This window comes from Novosphingobium sp. PhB165 (genome assembly GCF_004341845.1).
GTDB lineage: Bacteria > Pseudomonadota > Alphaproteobacteria > Sphingomonadales > Sphingomonadaceae > Novosphingobium.
Genome location: NZ_SLVB01000002.1, coordinates 531,487 through 554,546, shown reverse-complemented (window position 1 = coordinate 554,546; position 23,060 = coordinate 531,487). Strand labels below are relative to the sequence as shown.

Annotated in this window: 17 protein-coding genes; 6 read left to right on the top strand and 11 right to left on the bottom strand. The window is 64.6% G+C overall.

Features of this window, described 5'->3' with window-relative positions:
• Positions 1–6: 6 nt before the first annotated feature.
• Both EDF56_RS07915 and EDF56_RS07910 read right to left on the bottom strand, forming a co-directional pair.
• Positions 7–1,179 carry an MFS transporter gene (locus EDF56_RS07915; RefSeq protein ID WP_132386181.1) on the bottom strand — a complete coding sequence of 391 codons (1,173 nt, stop codon included), beginning with the start codon at positions 1,177–1,179 and terminating at the stop codon, positions 7–9.
• A gap of 15 nt (positions 1,180–1,194) precedes the next feature.
• Positions 1,195–2,229 (bottom strand): aldo/keto reductase, encoded by a 1,035-nt coding sequence (locus tag EDF56_RS07910; protein ID WP_132386180.1) that lies wholly within the window; start codon positions 2,227–2,229, stop codon positions 1,195–1,197.
• Positions 2,230–2,329: 100 nt separating this feature from the next.
• Here EDF56_RS07910 and EDF56_RS07905 point away from each other — a divergent pair, with 100 nt between their 5' ends.
• The 4 genes from EDF56_RS07905 (at position 2,330) to EDF56_RS07890 (ending at position 8,072) form a co-directional block, all read left to right on the top strand.
• Complete coding sequence (locus EDF56_RS07905; protein WP_132386179.1) at positions 2,330–3,223, top strand: LysR family transcriptional regulator; 894 nt, start codon at positions 2,330–2,332, stop codon at positions 3,221–3,223.
• Positions 3,224–3,528: 305 nt separating this feature from the next.
• Positions 3,529–5,958 (top strand): glucose/quinate/shikimate family membrane-bound PQQ-dependent dehydrogenase, encoded by a 2,430-nt coding sequence (locus tag EDF56_RS07900; RefSeq protein ID WP_165912132.1) that lies wholly within the window; start codon positions 3,529–3,531, stop codon positions 5,956–5,958.
• Between the two features lie 109 nt (positions 5,959–6,067).
• Positions 6,068–7,396: a carbohydrate porin gene (locus tag EDF56_RS07895; protein WP_132386178.1), complete on the top strand. Its 1,329-nt coding sequence runs from the start codon at positions 6,068–6,070 to the stop codon at positions 7,394–7,396.
• A 55-nt stretch (positions 7,397–7,451) separates the two neighbouring features.
• Complete coding sequence (locus EDF56_RS07890) at positions 7,452–8,072, top strand: TetR/AcrR family transcriptional regulator (RefSeq protein ID WP_132386177.1); 621 nt, start codon at positions 7,452–7,454, stop codon at positions 8,070–8,072.
• 3 nt (positions 8,073–8,075) lie between these two features.
• On the opposite strand, the gene EDF56_RS07885 is transcribed toward EDF56_RS07890, so the two are convergent.
• Positions 8,076–8,537 (bottom strand): MarR family transcriptional regulator, encoded by a 462-nt coding sequence (locus tag EDF56_RS07885; RefSeq protein WP_132386176.1) that lies wholly within the window; start codon positions 8,535–8,537, stop codon positions 8,076–8,078.
• Between the two features lie 129 nt (positions 8,538–8,666).
• Between EDF56_RS07885 and EDF56_RS07880 the strand changes: the two genes are divergently transcribed.
• The gene (locus tag EDF56_RS07880) at positions 8,667–9,095 is read left to right on the top strand and encodes an organic hydroperoxide resistance protein (protein WP_132386175.1); all 429 of its coding nucleotides are present in this window, start codon (positions 8,667–8,669) and stop codon (positions 9,093–9,095) included.
• A 78-nt stretch (positions 9,096–9,173) separates the two neighbouring features.
• Here the strand turns inward: EDF56_RS07880 and EDF56_RS07875 are convergent, their stop codons facing one another.
• Genes EDF56_RS07875 through EDF56_RS07850 form a run of 6 tightly spaced genes read right to left on the bottom strand, consistent with a single transcriptional unit; the run spans position 9,174 to position 19,786 of the window.
• Positions 9,174–10,214, bottom strand: coding sequence for a glycosyl hydrolase family 8 (locus tag EDF56_RS07875; RefSeq protein ID WP_132386174.1), 1,041 nt, complete (start codon positions 10,212–10,214; stop codon positions 9,174–9,176).
• A gap of 18 nt (positions 10,215–10,232) precedes the next feature.
• Complete coding sequence (locus EDF56_RS07870; protein WP_132386173.1) at positions 10,233–10,694, bottom strand: cellulose biosynthesis protein BcsD; 462 nt, start codon at positions 10,692–10,694, stop codon at positions 10,233–10,235.
• Positions 10,691–14,122 (bottom strand): cellulose synthase subunit BcsC-related outer membrane protein, encoded by a 3,432-nt coding sequence (locus EDF56_RS07865; RefSeq protein ID WP_347812972.1) that lies wholly within the window; start codon positions 14,120–14,122, stop codon positions 10,691–10,693. Before EDF56_RS07865 ends, EDF56_RS07870 begins: the two co-directional genes overlap by 4 nt.
• Positions 14,119–18,612, bottom strand: coding sequence for a UDP-forming cellulose synthase catalytic subunit (bcsA, locus tag EDF56_RS07860; RefSeq protein ID WP_132386172.1), 4,494 nt, complete (start codon positions 18,610–18,612; stop codon positions 14,119–14,121). Before bcsA ends, EDF56_RS07865 begins: the two co-directional genes overlap by 4 nt.
• On the bottom strand, positions 18,609–19,343 hold the full coding sequence (locus EDF56_RS07855; protein WP_132386171.1) for a cellulose synthase operon protein YhjQ/BcsQ: 735 nt from the start codon (positions 19,341–19,343) through the stop codon (positions 18,609–18,611). Before EDF56_RS07855 ends, bcsA begins: the two co-directional genes overlap by 4 nt.
• The gene (locus EDF56_RS07850; RefSeq protein ID WP_132386170.1) at positions 19,343–19,786 is read right to left on the bottom strand and encodes a hypothetical protein; all 444 of its coding nucleotides are present in this window, start codon (positions 19,784–19,786) and stop codon (positions 19,343–19,345) included. Before EDF56_RS07850 ends, EDF56_RS07855 begins: the two co-directional genes overlap by 1 nt.
• Positions 19,787–20,240: 454 nt before the next feature.
• On the opposite strand from EDF56_RS07850, the gene EDF56_RS07845 reads away from it, so the two are divergent.
• On the top strand, positions 20,241–22,139 hold the full coding sequence (locus EDF56_RS07845) for an EAL domain-containing protein (RefSeq protein ID WP_132386169.1): 1,899 nt from the start codon (positions 20,241–20,243) through the stop codon (positions 22,137–22,139).
• A 107-nt stretch (positions 22,140–22,246) separates the two neighbouring features.
• On the opposite strand, the gene EDF56_RS07840 is transcribed toward EDF56_RS07845, so the two are convergent.
• Entirely contained in the window at positions 22,247–22,693 is a 447-nt protein-coding gene (locus EDF56_RS07840) for a hypothetical protein (RefSeq protein ID WP_132386168.1), read from the bottom strand.
• Positions 22,677–22,940, bottom strand: coding sequence for a helix-turn-helix transcriptional regulator (locus EDF56_RS07835; protein ID WP_347812971.1), 264 nt, complete (start codon positions 22,938–22,940; stop codon positions 22,677–22,679). Before EDF56_RS07835 ends, EDF56_RS07840 begins: the two co-directional genes overlap by 17 nt.
• Positions 22,941–23,060 lie beyond the last annotated feature (120 nt).

Genomic DNA, 23,060 nt, shown 5'->3' with positions numbered 1-23,060 from the left:
AGATCCTCAGGCGCTGTACAGCGGTTCCGCCGGCGCAGGGGTTCTGCGAACCGTCAGGACAACGGCAACAAGTCCGATGAACGAAGTCGCCGCTCCCGCCAGTGCCACGGCCGGATACCCCAGGCCTGCCGCGATCACGCCGCCGCCCAGCGCCGCGCCAATCGCGTTACCAAGATTGAACGCGCCGATATTGACCGACGAGGCCAGGTTAGGCGCGTCCGCCGCAGCGGTCATGACGCGGACTTGCAAGGGCGGCACCAGCGCAAAGCTGGCCACGCCCCAGAGGAACACCAGCACGGCAGTCGGCGCAGCGAAAGGCATCAGCAGCGCGAAGGCGACCAGGATCGCCGCAAGGCTCGCCAATGTCACCATCAAGGTCCGGTCCACCGAGCGGTCGGCGAAACGTCCACCAAGCCAGTTGCCCACCGTCAGCCCCAGGCCATATGTCACGAGCATGGCGGTGACGAAGCCCAGCGAAGCATGGGTCGCCTCGCGCAGGATCGGTACGACATACGTGAAGACGGTGAACATCGCGCTCGATCCAACAACCGTCAGTGCCAGCGCGCCCAGAACCTTGCCCCGTGTCAGAACGCGCAGTTCCGCCATCGCATTGCCCCCTTGGGGCGCCGGAAGGGCGGGCAACGTCAGGCGTAGCGCGGCCATCGTGGCGAGGCCAAGGCCCGAAATGCCCCAGAAAGCCATCCGCCAGCCAAGGTGCTCGCCCGCCCAGGTCGCCAGCGGCACGCCGATGACGTTGGCAATCGTGAGGCCCATGAACATGGCGGCAACGGCGCCCGCCTTGCGCTCGGGCGGCACGAGGCTGGCCGCGACGACCGAGCCCACGCCGAAGAAGGCGCCGTGGTTGAACGACGTGACGATCCGCGCCACCAGCAGCATGGTATAGCTGTCCGAAATCGCCGCCAGCAGGTTCCCCAGCGTGAAGATGCCCGCCAATGCGATCAACAGCGTGCGGCGCGGCATTCGGCCGGTGGTGAGCGTCATCAGCGGCGCACCCACCATGACACCGAGCGCATAGGCGCTGATGAGCAGCCCGGCCGTGGGGATCGAGATCCCCAGGCTGGTGGCGATGACCGGCAGCAGGCCCATCGGCGCGAACTCGGTGACGCCAATGCCGAACGCGCCGACGGAAAGGGCCAGCAGCCCCGGATTGAGCTTCATGGGTTGCAGTCCTTGTCAGACCATCGCCGGGTTGAGACGGGCAAAGCCCGCCTGCTGGCGATAGGGAGTATGCGGGTAGGGCGGGACGACCTCGCTCGCGGCATCCAGCGTGGCGACTTGTGCCGCCGTCAACGACCAGCCGACCGCGCCGAGATTGTCGCGCAGCTGCTCTTCGTTCCGCGCGCCGATAATCACCGAGGAGATCGTCGGCCGCCGCAACAGCCAGTTGATCGCGATTTGCGGTACGGTCTTGCCGGTTTCCTCGGCAACGCTCTCCAGCGCGTCGATCACGCGGTAGAGGTGCTCTTCTGTCACCGGCGGGGCGAACTGTTCAGTGTCGTGCAAACGGCTTCCGGCGGGAATCGGACGGCCGCGCCCGATCTTGCCCGTAAGGCGTCCCCAGCCGAGGGGGCTCCAGACCAAAGCCCCCACGCCCTGATCGGCGGCAAGCGGCATGAGGTCCCACTCATAGGCGCGGCCGATCAGTGAATAATAGACCTGATGCGCAGTGAGGCGCGGCCAGCCGTGGCGATCGGCGACGCCTTGCGCCTTCATGATCTGCCAGCCGGGATAGTTGGAAACACCTGCGTAGCGCAGCTTGCCCGCCGCGATCAGGATGTCCAGCGTGCCCATCAGTTCCTCCACCGGAGTGGACGCATCGAAGGCGTGGAGCTGGAGCAAGTCGATATGATCGGTACCAAGGCGCCGGAGCGAGGCATCGACCGCGCCGATCAACCGGGAGCGCGAGGCGCCCCAGTCCTGCGGACCGTCGCCCATCGGCAAGCCGGTTTTGGTAGAGATCAGCACCTGATCGCGGCGCCCCTTGATCGCTTCGCCAAGCACTTCCTCGGAGGCGCCGTTCGAATAGACATCGGCGGTATCGAACAGAGTTACGCCGGCCTCAAGGCAGATATCGATCAGGCGCCGCGCTTCCTCGGCGTCGCTGCTTCCCCAGGCGCCGAACAGCGGCCCGCTGCCGCCGAAAGTGCCGGTGCCGAAACTCAGCGCCGGCACTCGCAGGCCCGACGATCCCAATTGGCGGTATTCCATGCTTGATCCTTCCGGTTACGCTTCGGCTGCATAAATGGAACACGCTATCGTGCAGCGTTAGCCCTCGCGAAGGGCAAGGTTCTTTGCTATCCACGCAAAGATGGATGACGGAATGGATCGCGCGCGGGCGCTGGAAGTGTTCGCGGCGGTAGTCGATCTGGGCAGTTTTTCCGCAGCGGGCCGCGTACTGGGGCTCACGCCTTCCGCAGTGAGCCGTCAGGTCGACCGTATTGAGGCGCGACTTGGCGTGCGGCTGCTGCTGCGCTCAACCCGGGCATTGGCGCTGACCAGCGAAGGTAGCGCCTATCTCCTCGCCGCACGCCGCATCCTTGCCGACCTCAACGATTCCGAACAGCAGATCGCAGATCAGGGCGCACCGCGCGGGCGGCTGAGAGTCAGTGCAGCGCTGGCGCACGGGCGGCTCTGCGTGGTGCCGCTGCTTGGCGAATTCGCGCGCCGTTTTCCGCACATTCTGGTGGACATCGCGTTGACCGACGCGCTTGTCGACGTGGCGGCCGGGCAGGCCGATGTGGCGATCCGCTTCGGTCCGCTGCCCGACAGCGGCCTTACCGCGCGCAAGTTGGGCGAAACACGACGCGTCATTGTTGCCTCGCCCGACTATCTGGCCCGCGTTGGTATCCCGCGCGAGCCTGAGGATCTGCTGGACCACAACTGCCTGAGCTTCAACTTTCAGCGCGTGGAGCCAGTCTGGCCATTTCGGCGGGGTGGACGCGATTTCACCCTGTCGGTGAAGGGAACGATCGAAGCCAACAATGGCGAGACGCTTGGACAACTTGCCGAGCAAGGGGTGGGCGTCACCCGTGTAGGTTGCTTCAGCGTCGCCGCGCAAATCGCTTCGGGCGATCTCGTCCCGCTGCTGGAAGATTTCAATCCGGGTGATGTCGAGCAGATCCATGCTGTCTTCGTCGGCGGTGCGAATGTTCCTGCGCGTGTCCGCGTGTTCATCGATTTTCTTGCCGAAAATCTGCGCTGATTCAGGATTTTCCGGCAGGACGAATCACTTGCGCAGCCGCGAGACTTTGCTGGCGACATTTGCAGGCATCTGAATAGACAAGAAAATTCGACAACGTCGGCGCTTGCGGGCGTTGACGGACGTCTTTCTCCGCATGCCCGCATGGCACGTCTTGCTCTCCATCGATCTATGTACTAGTTGGTACACAGATCGATGGAGAGCATTGCGAGCACTCCGTTTTCATGCATTCTCTGCGGACCTGACCGCTCCGGCTATGCAAGCCCGGGCATGTTCGGCGCAATCGAAGACGATAAAGGAGGTGCCGAATGCCCGGCACGAACAACGCTATCGGCTTTCTGGCCAAGGTATGGCTGTGGCTGCTCGGGACGATCATCCTGCTGGCCGGCCTCTTTTTCACCCTTGGCGGAGCGAAGCTCGCCAGTCTTGGCGGCAGTCTTTACTTCGTGGTCGCCGGCATCGCGCTGCTGGTTTCCGGTTTCCTGATCTTCCGCCGCCGACCGGCCGGTGCGCTGCTCTTCGGGGCAACGTTCCTGCTGACGATCTGCTGGGCAGTGTGGGAGGTGGGCTTTGCGTTCTGGCCGCTGATCTCTCGCCTACTGGCGATGGGCATCGGCGCGACGGTGGTTGCGCTATCCTATCCTCTGCTGGTCCGCGCGGCCGGTCGCAGACCCTCGCGCGGTCCCGCACTTGGCGTGGCGGTTGTGCTGGCTCTCTGCTCGGCCGCGGGCTTTGCCGCGATGTTCGTGCCGCATCCCACTGTCGCTTTCACCGGGCAGGAGGGCGCGCTGATTCCGGTCGATCCGACCCATGAGCAGAAGAACTGGGAAGCTTACGGCAATACCGGCGGCGGCAGCCGCTTCGTCGCTCTGGACCAGATCACGCGTGACAACGTGAAGGACCTGAAAGTGGCCTGGACCTACCGTACGGGTGACATGGCGCTCAGCGACGGCAACGGTGCCGAAGATCAGAACACGCCTCTGCAAGTGGGCGATACGGTCTTCGTCTGCACCCCGCACAACAACGTGATCGCGCTCGATGCCGACAGCGGCCGCGAGAAGTGGAAGACCATCATCAATGCGCGCGCCTCGGTCTGGATGCGCTGCCGCGGGCTTGCCTATTTCGACGCCAAGGCGCCGATCCAGCAGCCGAACATGCCCGGTTCCACCCCGGTCACCGCCATTACCGTGCCTGAGGGCGCGCCTTGCCAACGCCGTATCCTGATGAACACGATCAACGCCGAACTGATCGCGCTCGACGCCGATACCGGGAAATTCTGCCCCGACTTCGGTACCGGCGGCCGTGTCGATCTGAAAGCCGGGCTCGGCAATGCGCCTGATCCGCAATACCAGATCACGTCCGCGCCGACCCTTGCCGGTACTACCGTGGTCGTCGGCGGCCGCGTGGCGGACAATGTGCAGGTGGACATGCCGGGCGGCGTGATGCGCGGCTTCGATGTGATCACCGGCAAGCTGCGCTGGGCCTTCGACCCCGGCAATCCGGCAATCACCGGCATGCCCCCGGAAGGCCAGACTTACACCCGCTCGACCCCCAATGTCTGGGCGGCGATGTCCTACGATCCGGCGAGCAACACCGTGTTCATGCCGGTGGGCAGCCCCTCGGTCGATCTCTACGGCCAAACGCGAACCCCGCTCGATCACAAATACGGTGCCTCGATGCTCGCGCTCGATGCGACGACGGGCAAGGAGAAGTGGCACTTCCAAACGGTGCACAACGATCTGTGGGACTTCGACGTCCCTATGCAGCCCACCTTCTTCGATTTCTCCCAAGCCGATGGCAGAACGGTGCCCGCGCTGGTGTTCGGCACCAAGGCAGGCCAGCTCTACGTGCTTGACCGCGCGACCGGCCGGCCGCTGACCGAAGTCGCGAATGTCCCGGTCAAGCCCGCCAACATCCCGAACGAGCCCTATTCACTCACCCAGCCCAAGTCGGTGGGCATGCCGCAAATCGGCACCGGTCTGCTGACCGAGGCCGATATGTGGGGCGCGACGCCGTTCGACCAGTTGCTCTGCCGTATCGCCTTCAAGGGCATGCGGTATGAGGGCCTCTACACGGCGCCCGGCACGGACAAGTCGCTGAGCTTCCCGGGGTCGCTGGGCGGCATGAACTGGGGCGGGCTCTCGATCGATCCCACCAGCAACACCATCTTCGCCAACGACATGCGCCTGGGCCTCTGGGTCCAGATGTTCCCGCAGACGGCGGAGCAGAAAGGCGCAGCGGGCAATGCTGGCGAAGCAGTCAATACCGGCATGGGCAGCGTTCCGCTGAAGGGCACGCCCTATTCGGTTATCAAGGACCGCTTCCTCTCCGCGCTGGGCGTGCCCTGCCAGAAACCGCCCTTCGGCACGCTGACGGCGATCGACATGAAGACCCGCCAGATCAAGTGGCAGGTCCCGGTCGGCACCGTGCGCGATACCGGCCCGATGGGCATCCGCATGGCCCTGCCGATCCCGGTCGGCCTGCCGACGCTCGGCGGAACATTGGCGACGCAGGGCGGTCTCGTCTTCATCGCGGGAACGCAGGATTACTATCTGCGCGCCTTCGACTCCGCGAACGGCAAGGAGATCTGGAAAGCCCGTCTGCCGGTTGGCAGCCAAGGCGGCCCGATGAGCTACAAGTCGCCGAAAACCGGCAAGCAATATGTAGTGATCACCGCAGGCGGCGCGCGCCAGTCGCCCGACCGCGGCGACTACGTGATCGCTTACAAGCTTCCCTGACGGTCAAGGTGGTGGAGTTGAGGCTCTGCCACCGTCCGTTGCCGCAAATCCCAAGCAAACCCCCGCGTTCCGGAAGGCGCGGGGACAGGAGCGGGCTTTGGCCCATTACATGACCAGATTGACCCGACTGGCCGGTTGCGGCCTGCTGATCGCGATTCCGCTCGCGGCCGGTGAGGCGCGCGCCGAAGATACGACCGAAACCGCCGCAGAAGATCAGGCCCAGACGACACCTCAACCCGCACCGCCGCCCACCGGACGCGATACGCTCACCGGAGATTGGGGAGGGCTGCGCACAGACCTCGTCGACGCGGGCGTCACTTTCCGGGGCGACTACGTCTCGGAATCGTTCGCGGCCGTCAAAGGCGGGCTGCGGCAGGGCACCGCTTATACGCAGCAGGTCCGCATGGGCGCGGATTTCGATATGGGCAGGATCGCGGGTTGGTCGGGCACGACGTTCCATTTCACCATCAATGACCGCCGTGGCGTCGGCATCTCGTCGGATTTCGTCGGAAACCGACTGCCAATTCAGGAGGCCTATGGCGGCCAGTATACACGCCTCACCGAAGTCAGCGTGGAGCAGAGCCTGATCGGCGGCCAGCTCGACGTCAGAGCCGGCTTCTTTGCCATGGGCAACGACCTTGGCGGCATGGCGCTGGGCTGCAACTTCGTGAACGCGGCCTTCTGCGCGCACGCACTTTCGCTTTCGGGCGACAGCGGATGGTACAATTATCCCAACGCGCGCTGGGGGGCGGCGATCCGCTACAAACTGCGCCCGGATGTGACGATCCGCACGGGCGTCTATCAGGTGAACCCGCGCCTCAATGATGAGGACAATGCGTGGAACCCCTTCGCGGGCGGGACCATCGGCGTGTTGCTTCCGCTCGAGGTCGAATACGATCCCGGCGCGGCGGCGGGCAGCCGCGTGCTTCCGGGGCATTACAAGCTGGGCGCCTACTACGATACCTCGCGCGTGACGGAGCAGGGCGGCAGCGATACCGTCAAGGGCCGCTACGGTGTCTATCTCCTGGCCGACCAGATGATCTGGCGTGACGGGCAGGGGAGCCGGGGCCTCTCGATCTTCGGCCAGTTCACCGCCAATCCCGAGATTTCCTCGCAGATCACGCGCTGGTATGCGGGCGGCTTCGTCAAGACCGGTACGTTCAAGGGCCGCGACGCCGATACCGTGGCGCTCGGCTTCGTGCACGCCGTGGTCGATCCGCGCCTGCGCCGTCAGAATGTGGATATTGCGCCGATCCCGGGCAGCTACGCCTCGCTGCCCGCCGGCGAGACGGCAATCGAACTCAGTTACGGCATTCAGGCCACTCGCTGGCTCTCGATCCGGCCCGACGTGCAGTACATCGTCGAGCCCGGCGCTTTCAGTTTCCGCTCGACGCCGAACGCGCTGGCGCTGGGCTGTCAGGTGAAGATGACGTTCTGATCCGGCACCAGCAATGCCGTTGCTCTTGAGGGATCGAGGTCCCATAGCGCAGGCGATGCAGGACACCGGGTTCACCGAGCGCAACCGGCGCGAGATCATCGCCATCGCCACCGCCCATTTCGCGGACAAGGGCTTCGCGGGCGCGCGCGTCGATGAGATAGCTGCGGCCACCGCGACATCCAAGCGGATGATCTACTATCATTTCGGCAGCAAGGAAGGGCTCTACCGGGCAGTCCTGACCGAGGCTTATCGCGGCATTCGCTCGGCCGAACTCGAGGCGGGGCTTGATGACATGTCGCCGCTAGCCGCGCTCGACCGGCTGACGGCGCTCACGTTCGATTATCACTTCCACCATCCCGAACTCGTCAGGCTGGTGATGGACGAGAACATGCGCCACGGCCCGCATATCGCCTCGGTCGTGGAGGCGCGGAACGAACTGGTCCTGCCCAAGACGGCGGCGCTGATCGCGCGCGGTGTTGCCGATGGCAGCTTCCGGTCAGGTATTGACCCGATCGATCTGCATATGACGATCAGCGCGCTGGCCTTCTACTTCATCTCCAACCGCTACACCTTCGGCGCGATATTCGATGTCGACATGGCGAGCGAAACCGCTGCCGCGCGGCGCCGGGAACAGGCTGTCGCGATCGTTCGCGCCTATTGCCAGCGGAACCCGTAAAGGTCACCCCGAAGTTCGCAGATTCCCGCGCAGGACTTTCAGCTCCTCGTTCAGTCGGGAGAGTTCGGCTATCGAGAGCCCGGTCGCGGCGAGCACTTCCTGCGGCACACAGCGCGCTTCCTCCATGGTCTCGCGGCCCTTGTCGGTGAGCGTCACGCGCACCACGCGCTCATCCGCGCTGTCACGTGTGCGGGTTACGAAACCCGCCGCCTCGAGTCGCTTGATAAGCGGCGTGAGCGTGTTCGATTCGAGGAAGAGACTCTCGCCCAGTTCGCTCACGGTCTGACCATCGCGGCGGGTGAGGGCGATCAGGGCAAGGTACTGAAGATAGGTCAGGCCCAGCCGATCGAGCAGCGGCTTGTAGATGCGATTGAACGCCAGGCCGGTCGAATAGACGGAAAAGCACAGGAAATCCTCGAAGGGATCGCTGCGTGGGGGGGCGGTCGAGAGGGATGGCTGGGTCATGCCGTGAATATAAATCGCACGCGATTTAATCGCAAGGGTTGACACTGCGTCGATGGGAATGCATTTAGATCGCACACGATTAATTCACTAACGATCAAATATCCCCCATCTCTCGAAAGGAAAATGACGATGTCCATCACCCCTCTCTACAAGACCAGCGCCACGGCTACCGGCGGCCGCGACGGCCAGGCTGCCACCGATGACGGCAGCTTCGCCGTTACGCTCGGCACAGCGAAGGAACTCGGCGGTAATGGCGAGGGCAACAACCCCGAACAACTCTTCGCCTCGGGCTACGCAGCCTGTTTCCTCGGCGCGATGAAGTTCGCCGCTGCGCAGGACAAGTCGCTGCCCCGCGTTCCTGCCGACGCCAGCGTCAATGTCACGATCGGCATCGGTCCGCGCAGCGACAAGGGCTTCGGCCTGACCGCCGAGCTGAAGGCCTCGCTGCCCGGCGTGGACCGCGCGGCCGCCGAAGCTCTGGTTGCCGAGGCCGACACGATCTGCCCCTATAGCCACGCCATTCGCGGCAATGTCGAAGTGGCGCTTTCGGTCGCCTGATCGGCGCCAATGCGCAACGAAAAGGGCGCGGTTCCAAGCGGAGCCGCGCCCTTTCGGTTTGCTTGCGGCCGTTGCCGCCTATCGAACGAGATGCAGGCCGCTCAACAACTGGAGCGATGCCGAATAGTAATCGTCGGCCAGGATCGCTGGTTTTTGTGTCCCGAGCAGCAGACTGGCCACCGCTGCGCCGCCGCTCGAAATCGCGTAGGGCGCCTCTTCACCGCTCATCACGTCGATCCACGCGGGGATCGGGCGACCGGCGGCCGTGCTGGAACGCCAGTACGCATCGACATCGTCCACGAGCGCCGGACGCCCGCCCAATGACGCCCAAAGTGGCACCCGGATCGCGTCATATCCGAAGCGCGGCGGCTTGTCGGGCGCCGGGGCGAGCTGGGAGGGCCCTGTAATCCTCATCCAGTCCACCGGCAAATGGCGAGTCCCGAAGCGGGCAAGCTTCGCAATCGCCTCGCAGTCGGCGATGATCGGCGCCCATGACTGTTGGCCGTCGATCAGCGCGAACGCGTCGAGCGCGGGCCAGACGAAGTATGAGGAATTGAGCGTAACTCCCGCGTCGGTCACGAAACCTTCGATGCCGGGCAGCAAGAGCTTGCGGCCGTAGCGCTCGATCACGCAGTGGCTGGCGATCGCGGCGCGGATCTCGGCCGCGCGGGCGGTGTATTCCGGGTGATTCCAGCGCTGACCGGCAAGGCCGAGCGCCCAGGCGATGATGATATCGCCGTCGGTCGCATTGTTGCGATCAGCCACCGGATTGGCGGCGGTAGGGTCAAAGCGCCAGGAATGAAGCGCCACGTCGGGGCGGGCGAGGTGCTCGCGGGTCCACTTGGCGATCCGGTCGAACGCCTCGCGGTCTCCGGCGTCGAGCGCGAATGCCAGCCCGTAGCTCTGGCCCTCGCTGTGGCTGACGCCCTTGTTGCCGGTATCGACGATGCGGCCGTCCTGCGAAAGGAACAGCTCGCGATAGCTGCTCCAGGTTGCCGGGCGGCCGGGGGTGCGGCTTTGGGCGCCGCCGTTGCAGGCTGCGGTCAGCGTCAGCATCGCGGCCAGGGTGAACTTCCTGCGGTCGATGCGCGGTCCTCGGAACGTCTCGTCGCTAGCCATCGTCGGTCTAATCCTCGTTCAGCGTCCGTGACGCACTTCGAGCAGATCGTCCTTCCAGACGGCCACCGTGCGCAGGGCCTCACCGCTTCCCAGCGCCCGGAACCACGCGTCATAGGCGCCTTCCAGAACCCCCAGCAGCATGGCCTGCCACGAATGGCGCAAGTCGGGCACGACCGGCTCCGGCAAGTGCACGTGGCGCACCGTAATCGCGTCCTCGCCGACCACAAGCTCAATTTCGCCCCAGTCAAGGTCTTGCCAGAAACCGTTTATCCGCGATTGCAGCGCTGCCACGTCGCTGACGTCCTCCAGCGGGACGAGCGTGGCCATGCGGCGGCCGATCGCCACGAAGAACGCGCGCGCCTGCCCGGCGGGCGCGCTTTCGCCCACTTCGGCGGCTGTCATCGTCGCCAGCAGCGCAAGGCCGCCCACGCCGGTCAGGTCCCCTTCGTGCCGGGGGGATGGAAATGCCTGGAACTTCATCTGCCGGTGCTCCCGAAGTTCTGCCTCACGCCGAACACGCTACGGAACTCATCATAACTTCCGAAGGTATTATAGCTCGCTTCACCGCCGATGCGGGTTGTCGGCGTAACCTTGTAGTAAAGCGAGAGCAGCGCCGAAAGCGCAAAGCCGGTCTTGCTGGTTTCATCGTAATAGGCACGTACGTCGTTATCGGCCAGCTTGTAGGCATCGAGCTGGGACTGAAGCACGGGATCGTTCGGATAGAGCGGACTGGCGTCCTGGCTGTAGCTCTGGAAGCCGGGCGTGAACGAGGCGCGCAAATCGAAGCGCTCGTCCTGGAAGGTGTAGTTGACCGGGAAGCCCACGCTGATGAAGCTTTGCGGGCTGAAATAGCCGCCATTGCCCCAGGTGAAGTAGTTCTGGCTCTTGTCGTAGGCCTGATAGTTCACGTTGAGGCCGACCGTCAGGGTCCCTCGCGGCGTCGCGTAAGTTCGCAGGTAACCGCCGACATTGGCCTCGAACCCGTCGTTGCGAACGACCTTGGTGCCGTCGAAACGATAGTACCGCCCCTCGCCGTAAACACCGCTGCCGTCGTGGTCATAGGAAAGCCCGGCGGCGAAGGCCGTGCGCATCACCTGGCCCCAACGCGCCTTGGTCACCGGGTCGACAGTACCGGCGTAGGACAGCACGCTGTCGGTAACCGGCTTGCGTTCGATCATGGCACTGGCGCGCAGGCTGTCGTCTATCTTCGGGGTGACGGCGGCGTGGAAGGCGACCTTGGTCTTGCCCATGCCGATCGGCGTCGTGCCGACTTCGCCCTGAGCGAGATCGCTCTCGTAGCCGATCGAGACGGCGGCGCCTGAATCGTTGACACTGCCCGGGCCGGTAAACACGGCCTCGGTCTGGGAGACGATATTCGCGGCCTCCACCGTGGCGTTCTGGCCGAAGCGGGCCTGCCCGGACTTGCTGGGAGAGCCGGCGTCGATCACCGTCGCTTCCACTTTCCCGTAGACCCGGCCGCCGAGCACGTCGGTTGACAGGCGCGCGGAGCCCTTGATCTCATCCAGACGGCTCAGGCCCTTTTCGCCGGAACGCTGGCGATAGCCGGTCTCGATATCGGCGCGCGGGCCAGTTTCCTGTGTCAGTGCCGCAAGCTTCGACTGGATCTGCGCCATGACCGGATCGCCCGGCACGGCAATGGAGGGCGGTGCGCTCACCGGGAAGTTGGAGGTCGGCGCCGCGCTTACGGAACCCGCGCCATAAGCGGGGCTGGCATAAGCCACGGTGCTGGGGCCCGCCATGGGGGCGGACGGTGCCATCGGCATGGGCGAAGATGCCGCGACCGTGCCCGACGGTAGCCGCGTGCCCGAACCGAGCGCAAAGGGATTGACCGGTTGCGGCGCTGCTGCCGCCTGATTGCGGAACGGATTGGCCGAACCTGCAGGGCCCGTCGTGCCAAAGGGATTTCCCCCGGCCAGCGCATTGGCGGAACCCTGCTGCGCGACATAGAGATCGCGAGCATCCCTGAGCATGCGGGCAGCGGCGCGGTTGTCGCCTCGGGCCTGTTCGACCCGCGCCAGCGTCATGCGCACTTCGTAGTCCTGCGGGAAAGCGCGCAGCACATCGGCCTGCGCCTTGCGCGACAGTTCGCCATCGCCGGCCGCCTGTGCCGTTTCGGCAAGACCGAGCAGGGCGTCGCGGTCGCCGGGCTTGCGGGCCAACACCAGTTGCCAGGTCTGCGCGGCGCGGGCGGACATGCCGCCGGTCTGATAGAGCCGGGCGAGACCGGTCAGCACATCGGTGCTATCGGGTGAGGCGCTCCAGGCCGATTGCAAAATGTCGAAGGAATCGGCGTAGCGCCCTTCGAGCCGCGCGTGATCGGCCTGCGAGACCATCAGCGAGGCATTCATCCGGGCATAGGCGCGCTGACCTTCCGGAGAATTGCCCGCCAATGCGCCGGCGCGCTCCAGCGCTTCACGCGCCAGATCGTCACGGCCGACGCGCGCCAAGGTGCCGATCAGGCCCTCATAGTCCTCCACGCTGGTAATCTGCCCACGCATCGCGTTTTCCGCGACCGCGCTGGCACCGGCGGTATCGCCCAACTCGTAAAGGGCATTGGCGATGGCCGCCTGCTTGCCCGCCGGAATACCGCTCATCCCGCCGAGTTCCCGCAGCGAGTTCAGCGCTTGTGCGGATTGGCCTGCCGCTGCCAGCGCCTTCGCGCGTGCAATCGCCTCGTCGGTTTTCACGCTTACGGCGAAGCTACGCATCGGCGCAGTTCGCTGGGTTTCGGGGATCAGGTCGATCAGGCGGGCGGCCTCTGTCGGACGCCCCATGTCTGCATTGATCAGCGCGGCGGCGTAGAGCGCGTCGGGCTGGCCCTTGTTGACCAGCGAGCGCACCAGCGCCTCGGTCTCAGGAATGCGGCCGCGTTTCAGATTGAATTGCGCGAATTCGTAGCGGATCCATGGATCTTCGGGATCGAGCACGAGCCCGGCCTGGAATTCGCGGATAGCACCCAGATCGTCGCCATTGGCCGCCGCCGCCATGGCCCGGCTGCGTGCCGCGCGCAGTTGCAGGCGTTTGTCGTCGGTAGCGCCGCCGCCCTGGCTGGCCTGCCGGTAGAGATCCGCCGCGTCGGCGTGGCGGCCTTGCTGCTCATAGATGTCCGCCAGCAGTTCCAGCGCGGGCGCCGGTTGCGCATAGCCGGAATGGACAAGCGCCTCGGCCTTCTGCTGTGCTCCAGCGGCATCTCCGCGTGCCAGAGTGTCGCGCGCGTCCTGAAGTCCCGCGAAAAATCGCGCCGAGGTGAGGCCCTGCGCCCATTGTTCCGAACGACCGAGGCGTGAGGCCTGATCGAGCAGGTTGGCCGATTCCGCGAAACGGCTCTGTCGCAGCCGCACGATGCCGAGGCCGCCAAGCGCATCGGGATCGCGGGAATTGATCGCCAGCGCCCGCTCGAACTGGCTGGAGGCGCCCACAAGATCGCCCTTGTCGAGCGCGGCGAAGCCGGCGACGCGTGCCTGCCCACCACGGTTCGCAGCCGTCACGGCGGGGCTCGGCGGTGTGGGTGCCGGGGCGGGTTTGCGCTGCGCGGGGGGAGGCGTGGGCGTGGCTGGCGCCGTTGCCCGTGGCGGCGTCGGGACCGCGTTGCGTGGCGGTGGCGGTGGCGGTGGCGGCGGCGCTGCGGGAGCCGGACGTGCGGGTGCACTCCTCATCGCCGCGAGCACGTCCGGATTGTTTGGATCGATTGCGCGCGCGCGGCGCAGCGCTTGCTGGGCCAGATCCTCTCGCCCTTTCGAGCGCCAGTACTTGGCCTGCTGCAACAGCGCCGCGACGCCGGCCGTCTCTGCAACTGCCACGCCCGTACCGGCGCCGAGGCCGATTGGTGCCACGCTCAGCAGCAAAGCAAGCCCGGTGAGGCGCAGGCTCTTCGTCGCAGACATCATGCGGTTTCGTCCGGGTTGCCGAGGCGGCGCTGGGCCTGACGGCGGAAGTAGAAGTAGGCTGGTCCGGCAAGGATCACGGCGAGCGCGAGCGCGCAGATCCCCATGAGCATCGGCCGCTGGCTGAACCAGTAGGCCATCTTCATCCAGATCGGCAACGACCCGGTCCAATAGCGGTCGCCGATCGCGAAGCTGCTCATGCCGTCGCCGCGCGTGACCGCCAGATCGCCCTGGATCGACGCGTTGATCTTCACGTCCGCCATGCCATCGACCAGCGGGGGGAGTGCGGCCGCATTGTCCGCCAGAAGGGCAACCACGGTGCGGTCCGACGCGAAGGGCGAGCGGAAGCTGACGATGCCCGAGAACCCACGCGAGTTGAAGACCAGCGGCGCCGCCGCCATCGGATCGTCACGCTGCGTGCCGCCGAAAAATGCAGTCAGATATTGCATCGGTGAACGCTGGGAGACTTCGAGATGCCCGTTCACGTAACGCACGGGCGCGCGGGAGAACAAGTTGCCAATCCCGGCCAGTTCGGCGCGGCCGACGACCAGAACGTCCTGATCCGCAAGCTGTTCGGCATCGACTGTCGACGTCACGGTGACGGCCGTCACCGGCACGCCGGTCGAGTCCCCGAACCGGCCCATCAGGTCCAGGAATGCCTCTACCGATGCGGGCAAGGGATTGTCGGACATGACCACGGTGGTCTCGCCAAGATCCGGCGCCACGGTGAAGGGGAAACCGGCACCGGCGAAAGTCGCAAGATCCGGCATGAGGATCGCGTGGTAGGCCGAAGTGAAGTCGATCGTGCTGGTGGGATCGACCGAAGTGCGGACGTTCTCCGGCAGGGTACCGGTGCACTTCTTCTTGTCGGCGATGACCAGATTATAGTCGAATGTCAGCTCATTCTGGCCGAACAGGTTGTAGCGCGGCAGGATGATCGAGGCGTCGGAATCCTGGCTCTTGGCCCCGCTTTGACCGAACAGTTCCTCCCACCATCGCGAGCCCAACGGCAGCGACTTCAGGTACTGCCCGTTGAGCGACACGTCGAGGCGGGAGGCGCGCTTGTCCAGCCACTGCGCGACCGGATAGCGGTAGCCCAGATTCAACCGTCCGCCTTCACGCGGCCAGAAGAACAGGTCAGGCGCGACGCGGAAGCTGGCGCTCAGCGTGCCGGGGCGGAAACCCATGCCTTGCAGCGCATAGGCCGGCATGATCTGCCCAAGCTGGACCGGATGATCGGTGGTGATCCACCGCAGAGCGCCGTAGCGCGACCAGGTCGGGATGCGAACGCCGTCGAAGGCCATGCGCTGGCCGCCGAACACGCCGCGTCCGAGTGCCACCGCGCCCGTGGCAAGGCGCAGTTCGCCGTCGCTGCGGCCCATGAATACCAGCAGCGTGCCGGTGGGATCGGCAGGGTTGGTCATAACCGCGGCCGAAGGGCCGGTGATCGGGGCCAGCGTCAGCCCCGGGATCGACTGGCCGGCCTTGAGGAATACCACTGCGTTGCCCTTGGGCAAGGCGCCGTAGACCGGCTTGAACGAGAAGCGGCGATAGCTGGCCATCGCGCCCAGCCACGAGGCCGTGGCGGCGGATGCCTCCAGTTCACCCTTGTGAGGTGTGCCCGCGTACACGAACGGCATGCGCAGCGGCGCGTTCTGCCCCTTGTCGAAGAACGGCAGCGGCAGTCGCGCAAGATCGGGCCCGAAGGCGAGCGGCTGATAGTTGAAATCGATCCACGAGCGCACATTGCTGATGTTCGCCCAGAGCACCGAATTGAACGGATCTTCGCAATCGCGGGCGTAGTGCCCGACAAGGCGCAAGTTGAGCTGATTATCGCCCGGCAGGAAAAGCGCGGGATTGATCGGAATACGCAGCACCTGCCCGCCCGCATCGCCCCGCGTGAGCGGCAGGGTTTGCACCACTTCACCGTTCACAATGACGACGAGGTGGCTCATGTCATCCAGCATCTGCGGCGACCAAGCCATTTGCAGGGTCAGTACGGCCGAAGTAACGACGCGGTCCTGCCGCATGCCGAAGGGAATGCCGATTTCGCCCTGCGTACCTTGCAGGCGGATCGGGCTGGTGATGCGCATGTCCTTGAGCGTCAGCCGCTCCGCGATGCCGCCCGGCGCGGAAGCGGGTGCAGCTGACGCGGGGTCTGCCGGTGCCGCGGGCTTTGTGGCTGCCTTGGCGGCGGGCACGGGCGCGGCATGGACCTCGCGGGTGCTGAACACCATAGTCGCCAGTCCCAGCCCCAGCGCGGCAACCAGTGCGGCGGCCTTGGCGACGCGCCGGAACGGGCGCTTCGGCGCCTTGGCGGAGCCCGGCGTGCTGTCCTGCGGATGGAAGGGATCGGAAGGTTCGACGGGAGCGAGAAGGGCGGCCTGTTCGCGCATGACGCGCCGTTCGGCGAAATTGAGGCGCAGCATGCGTTTGATGGTCACCATGTCGACAAGGATGATATCGGCGAGCGAGCGGATCCCGTGGACCTGCTCGTGGGGGCCCGAGGGCTGCCAGGCGTCTGCGCGGCCCATGACTGCGCGAACGAGATGGCGACCAGCCAGAACGTCAAGCTGTTCGAAGCGGACGTAGACATTGTTGCCGCTGGTGCGCAGCGTCTCCACCGGGATCGAGAGCACTTCGTCGCCCATGGCCATTGTGATGTGGCCCACCGCAAGGTTCTGAATGGGCTGGCCGGCCGGCAGAGAAAGTCCGGCACCGCCCATCGAGATATCGATGGTGCGCGCGGCCAGCACGTGGCCCGAGGTGAGGTATGCCGTCACCGGCAGCTCGACCGGGATGCGGATGTCTCTGCGGGCCTGCCGCGTCTCGCGCGCGACGGAAACCGCCGCCACCAGGATAATCAGGCTGAACGATGCCCATGCCGCGTTCAGCACCAGCGTATCGGTCTGGACGTTGAACATGTAGGGGAAGAACAGCCATTTCACGACGGCCAGCACGATCCCCATCACCAGCAGCCCGATGCAGATCAGGTGCGGGCGCACGATCGCCCAGTCGAAATAAGTGCGGTCCAGCAGGCTGCCCTTGTCGGTGACATTGAACTTGCCCTTGCGGGGCTGGAACAGCGTCATCAGCGTCGGTTTCACCAAGTGGAAGGCCAGGATCGTTTCGTAGACCTCGCCCCAGAATGGCCGTCGATCTCCACCCTGCGTGCGCAAGTTGGAGGCCGAGGCGCAGAACAGGTGCGGCATGGCATAGGCGAAGATCAACGAGGCCGAGGCCTGGATGATGTTGAGGCCGAAGATCAGGTAGGCGAGGGGGCTGGTCAGGAAGGCGATGCGCGGCAACGGATACTGGAAGTGCAGCATCGCGTTGAGGTAGCAAAGCCGCTGCTGCCAGGTGAGGCCGCGCCCGAACAACGGGTTATCGATGCGCAGGATCTGCGTCATACCGCGCGCCCAGCGGATGCGCTGGCCGACGTGGAGCACCAGTCGCTCAGTGGCGAGGCCCGCGGAAAGGCGGGCGCTGACATAGGCGGTGTTCCAGCCCGTGCGCTGGAGCTTGAGCGCGGTATGCGCGTCCTCGGTCACCGTCTCGCCAGCGAAGCCGTTGGTCTCCATCAGCGCCTCGCGCCGGATGATCGCGCAGGATCCGCAGAAGAAGGCCGCATTCCACAAGTCGTTGCCGCCTTGCACCGGGCCGTAGAACAAGTCGCCTTCGCCCGCCATGTCCTCGATCACGCCGGCAAGATTGCGCTGGACCGGGTCGGGCGAATACATGTGGTGCGGCGTCTGCAACAGGGCAAGGCGCGGGTCCTTCTGGAACCACCCGACCGTGAGTTGCAGGAAGGCGCGCGTGGGCACGTGGTCGCAATCGAAGATGGCGATCAACTCGCCGTCGGTCTTGCCCATCGCCGCGTTGAGATTGCCCGCCTTGGCGTGCAGGTTGCTATCGCGGGTGATGTAGCCGCAACCCGCTTCGCGCGCGAAAGCGCGGAATTCGGCGCGCTTGCCGTCATCAAGGATGAAGACGCGGTAACGGTCGGCCGGATAATCGAGGTCCATCGCCGCGAACACTGTGTTGCGCACGATGCCGAGGCTCTCGTTGTAGGTCGGGATGTAGATATCGACGGTGGGCCAGTTCTCCGGATCACCGATGGGCTCGATCACCGGGCGGTCGAGCGGCCAACTCGTCTGCACGAAGCCGAGGACGAGGATGACCCACGCATACAGTTCGGCAAGGTACAGGCCGCCGCCGAGCAGGAATTCCGGCAAAGTGCCGAAGGCCAGCGTCTGGGTGGTTCGCCAGAACATATACCGGGTGGAGATCAGCACCGCGAGCAGGCCCAGCGCCAGCGAGCCCTTGCGGCCCGGCCAGCGCCGCAGGACAAGAGTCCCGGCGATCGCCACTGCCGCGAATATCCACTGCGCCCGCGTATCGAGCGGCACGCCGACCACCATTGCGGCAATCAGCACGATCGGCACAACGGCGAGGTACCGGAACGCCCTGCCGGGCAGAATTTTACCGCTCATGCAGCGCGGCTCGCGGTCGGTGCGATCCAGGAGGCGGCGGTGGATTCCAGCGCGGGTAGAATTGCGCCGGAAATCGCCCGTGCATCGTGCAGTGCCGCGCTGGCAGGAGCGTAGCGGGAGAGGGGTTGCAACATGGCCATGGCCTCTGGGACGGCCTCGTCAAGGCGGATACGCCCGATCAGCCGCTGCCCCGCCAATTCGCGCACGAAAGCGGCGCCATGCCGGGACAGGCGGCGCGTTTCATCCAGTGCGTTGATCACGAAGGCCGTGCGCAGCAGACCCTCACTCCCGGTTTCTCCGAACATCTGCGGCAGCAGTGCCAGCGTGTCGGGCTGGGCGGTCAGGGTGCAGAGGTGGGCGCAGGCATGCTCGACCAGTCGCAACGCCGCGCGGAATTCGCCCGAGGGCATGTCCACCACCAGCACGCGGTCCTTGCCCGGCGTCAGGTAACCAAGGTCATTCAGCATCGGCAGAAGATCGGCGTCTTCGGCCGAACGGTGCCAGTAGCGCAAGTTGATGCCGCCCACCAACACGGCCTCGTCGGCCGGAGCGGTCAACGAGGGTAGGGATATCGCCTGCGAAAGTCCGAAATGCAGCGCCATGGTGTCGCGCGCGGCCATTGTCAGCACCGTCACGTCGGCGCCTTCGGCAGCAAGGCCCATGGCGAGGTGCGCGGCGACGAATGTCGTGCCGGTGCCGCCCTTCGGCGCATGGCATAGGACCATTGGCATCAGTTCTCTCCCTGCTCGCCCGGCTTTCCGCGCGCGTCTCCGCCCGATTGCGACAGGCGGCGCAGCAGGCCTCGAATGTCCTGGGGTGGGGGCGGGGCAGGCGCTTCTTCAGCGGGCAAGGCAGGCTGGGCGCCTTGCTCGTAACGGCTAAACAGGACCTTCAGCGGTTCCTCCGCCGGTTTGGTCAGGGGGCTCGCTGACGTGCCGCTCAAAGTGCCTGGGTGCGGAGTGATCGAGGGCTGGGCACGTTCGGCTGCCGGGGAAGAGGCGCCGGGGCCATTGCCCTGCGGTGTTCCCGGATCGAGCGCCTGAAGGCGAGGATCGCGGAGGAGGGATTCCAGGATCGGCCAGAGCTCAAGATCGGTGAAACGATCCTCGAATTCGCGATAGGCGAAGTCGCTTCGGCCCAAACGGTCCAAAAGGTTTCGGGCATCGATGCGCATGCTGCGTTTCCCCCTATCGTCACGGCAACATCATTAAAATTGGTTAATATCTAGTTTACGCGGAGCGAAAAGTTCAAAAGCCTCGCGCTGCGAATTTTCTGGTGTGGTGCAGCGATTGTGCCGCAGCTGGCGAGTGGCCGATGGGATGCCCGTTTGGGCCCGTTTTCGACCCACCAACGCTCCGTCCGCGGGGTTCCTCGAAGCGCATTTTCCTCACTCATTCCCCCAGATATTGCGCTCCGATTTGCCTTCGGACTTGATTGCACCGGATTCTTCCGTGGTTCTTGAAGGCGCCAATGTCATGTAAAGGAGTGCAAAATCGTCGCGAAGGCGGAATGGGAACGCGCAATGTCGATAGGGGTTCCAAGGATAGGGGCCCGGTAATCGAGGGGCGGGCCCCAAGAACATCGGGACACCTCCTGACGGGAGGATCGCGGGACAGAGGAAACGGCAGGTGCAAAAGGACGGACAGCTTGAGCTACCGGTGGCCCAGTACCTGCGGCTCAGGCGCCATATCCCGCCGCTCTACGGCGTGCTGGCGATTAACGTTGTGGCGCTGGCATTCACCCATAGAGCTACCGCGCCGCTATACCTGACCCTTGGTGTGCCCTTTCTTCTGGTGCTGGCCTGCCTCCAGCGCATCCACGTCTGGACGCGGCCGGTAGCCCCCGCTGCCATTGCCGTGACCGAGGCTGAGCGCCTCATGCGCCGCACGACATGGCTGGGTATCGGAATGGCGTTGGGCTTTCTGGCCTGGGCGCTCGTCCTCGACCAATATGGCACGCCCGAGCAGCGCGGGCACGTGATGCTGTTCATCGCTGCGACCATGATGGCCTGCATCTTCTGCCTCACCTACCTTCCGCGCGCGGCGACAGCGATCGGCGTGATCGTGATCTGCGCGTTCACGCTCTACTGCGTGCTACAGGGCAGTGAGGAGCGCATCGCGATGGCGCTTTCGATCGGGGTGGTGACGGGGCTGATCCTCTTCGTCATCCGCGATTCTTTCGCCGCGTTCGTCCATCTTGAGGCCTCACGCGATGCCCTGATCGCGGGGCAGCGGCGAGCAGAACGCCTTGAGGCGGAAAGTGCCCGGCTTGCCCGCACCGACGCGCTTACCCAATTGCCAAACCGGCGGCGGTTTCTGGAAGATGTCGAACAGCGCCTCGAAGGCTGCTCACCCGATAAGCGCTTCTCGATCGGCCTGCTGGATCTCGACGGTTTCAAACCCGTCAACGACACCCACGGACATGCGCAAGGGGACCGCCTGCTTCAGGCAATCGGCGGCCGGATTGCGGCCTTGTGTGACGGGAAGGCCACGGTCGCCCGGCTAGGCGGCGACGAATTCGGCGTGATCGTTCCCGCTGCGATCGACGCGGCGCAAGAACTCATGCAGAGGATCTGCCTGACGGTCCAGGAACCGGTGGAGCTGGGCGATACGCTGGTTTCGGTCGGTGCTTCGGGCGGGGTGGCGGCCTATCCGGATTCAGGCCGGGATGTGAACGACCTGTTCGACCGGGCGGATTTCGCGCTCTACTATGCCAAGCGCCATGCACGCGGCAATTGCCTGAAGTTTTCGGCGGAATTCGAAAACCTGATCCGCGCCGATCACCTTGTTGAATCCGCGCTTCAGTCGGCTGATCTGTCGAGGGAAGTCTCGCTGGTCTTCCAACTGATCTACGATATCGAGAAGATGGTGCCGGTCGCAGCCGAAGCCTTGGCCCGCTGGTCTTCGCCGATCGCGGGAACAGTGGCGCCGGAAATGCTGGTGTCCTGCGCCGAACGGCTTGGAATTCTACGGGTTCTGACGCTGCATTTGTTCGATCTCGCGCTGGCGTCGGCCGCCGTCATGCCGCAACACTTGCGCATTTCGTTCAACCTTTCGGCCGGAGACCTGACCAATCCGCAAACCATAACCGGCATTCTGGACCGTATTGGCGCCAGCGGCATCGACCCGTACCGGCTGGTCTTTGAAGTCACCGAAACCTCGCTGATCTCAAACTTCGCTACCGCCGTTCGCGAGCTACAGCATTTGCGGGAAACCGGCGCAAAGATAGCGCTCGACGATTTTGGCACGGGCTTTTCGTCGTTCAATTCGTTGCAGCAATTGCCACTCGACGTGCTCAAGATCGACAAGAGCTTTGCCGACCGCATCGAGGATATTTCGTGCCGCCGTGTGCTGAATGGTATTCGGTCGCTAGCATTCTCCATGTCGCTCGATTGCGTGATCGAGGGCATCGAGACCGAGGAGCAGCTGACCGCCGTCCGTTCGCTGGGATTTCGTTTCGTGCAGGGCTTCCACCTTGCAGCGCCTCGTTCGCTGAAGGACATCGCCGCGCTTGTGGGAGTGGCTTAATTTAACATAAGATATATTATCAATTCATACCGTGGCCCCACGAGGGCGTCCCCTGACGCGACGTCGCTCTCACGGCGCATCGCGAGTTGGGAGAAGCCCGGCGGGTCTCACCATACGTAGCCGTCCCGAAACCAGCGGGTAACCACAAACGCAAGGCCGGCCATGATGGGCAGCAGGAAAGCCAATGGCAATCTTGCGGCTTCAGGGATTTCGTTTCCGAACATCAGGAATCCGAAAAAGGTGAACCCGACAGCACGCCCTGTTGCCGCCCCAAAAGCAAGCATATGCGCGCGCCGGACCTCGTCCGAGGCGCGCCAATTCAAACGCGCCAATAAGCCAAGGCAGATGGCAAATGCCAAGGCCACCGCGATCCGTGCCGGAAGCGGCAGATGTATACCGTAGCTGGGATAAATTCTCTTGGGAAAGACCGCGCCTTCGTCACCCGCGATGCCGATCACCACCGGCATGAGGCAGCTCAGCAATACGGCCAGCCCGAAAAGAGCCAGCTTTCTGCGTTTGTAGCTGCGTTCCCATTTCTCATCGGCACGGCTCATCGTCACCCTCCCAAAAGATTGCTTCCACCGGCAGCCCGAAGACCCGTGCAATGGCATAGGCGAGCGAAAGCGACGGATCATGTTTACCGTTCTCGATCAGGTTGATGGCCTGGCGCGAGACTCCTACGCTGCCACCCAGCCCAGCCTGACTGAGGCCGTGTTCACTGCGGAGTTCCCGCAGCCGATTGTTCATGTCCGGTCTCTGCTCATGTAAGGTATAGCTGACATGGGGCAGCAGAAGTGTCAAGAGAAGCTGACATCATCTAACGGAAGGCGGGCATTTTCCTTGCGCTATCGATTACAGCCCATTTTTTCGCCAGTTTTTCCTTCCGGACCAATGCCTTCCTAGAAAATCTCGATTAATTAA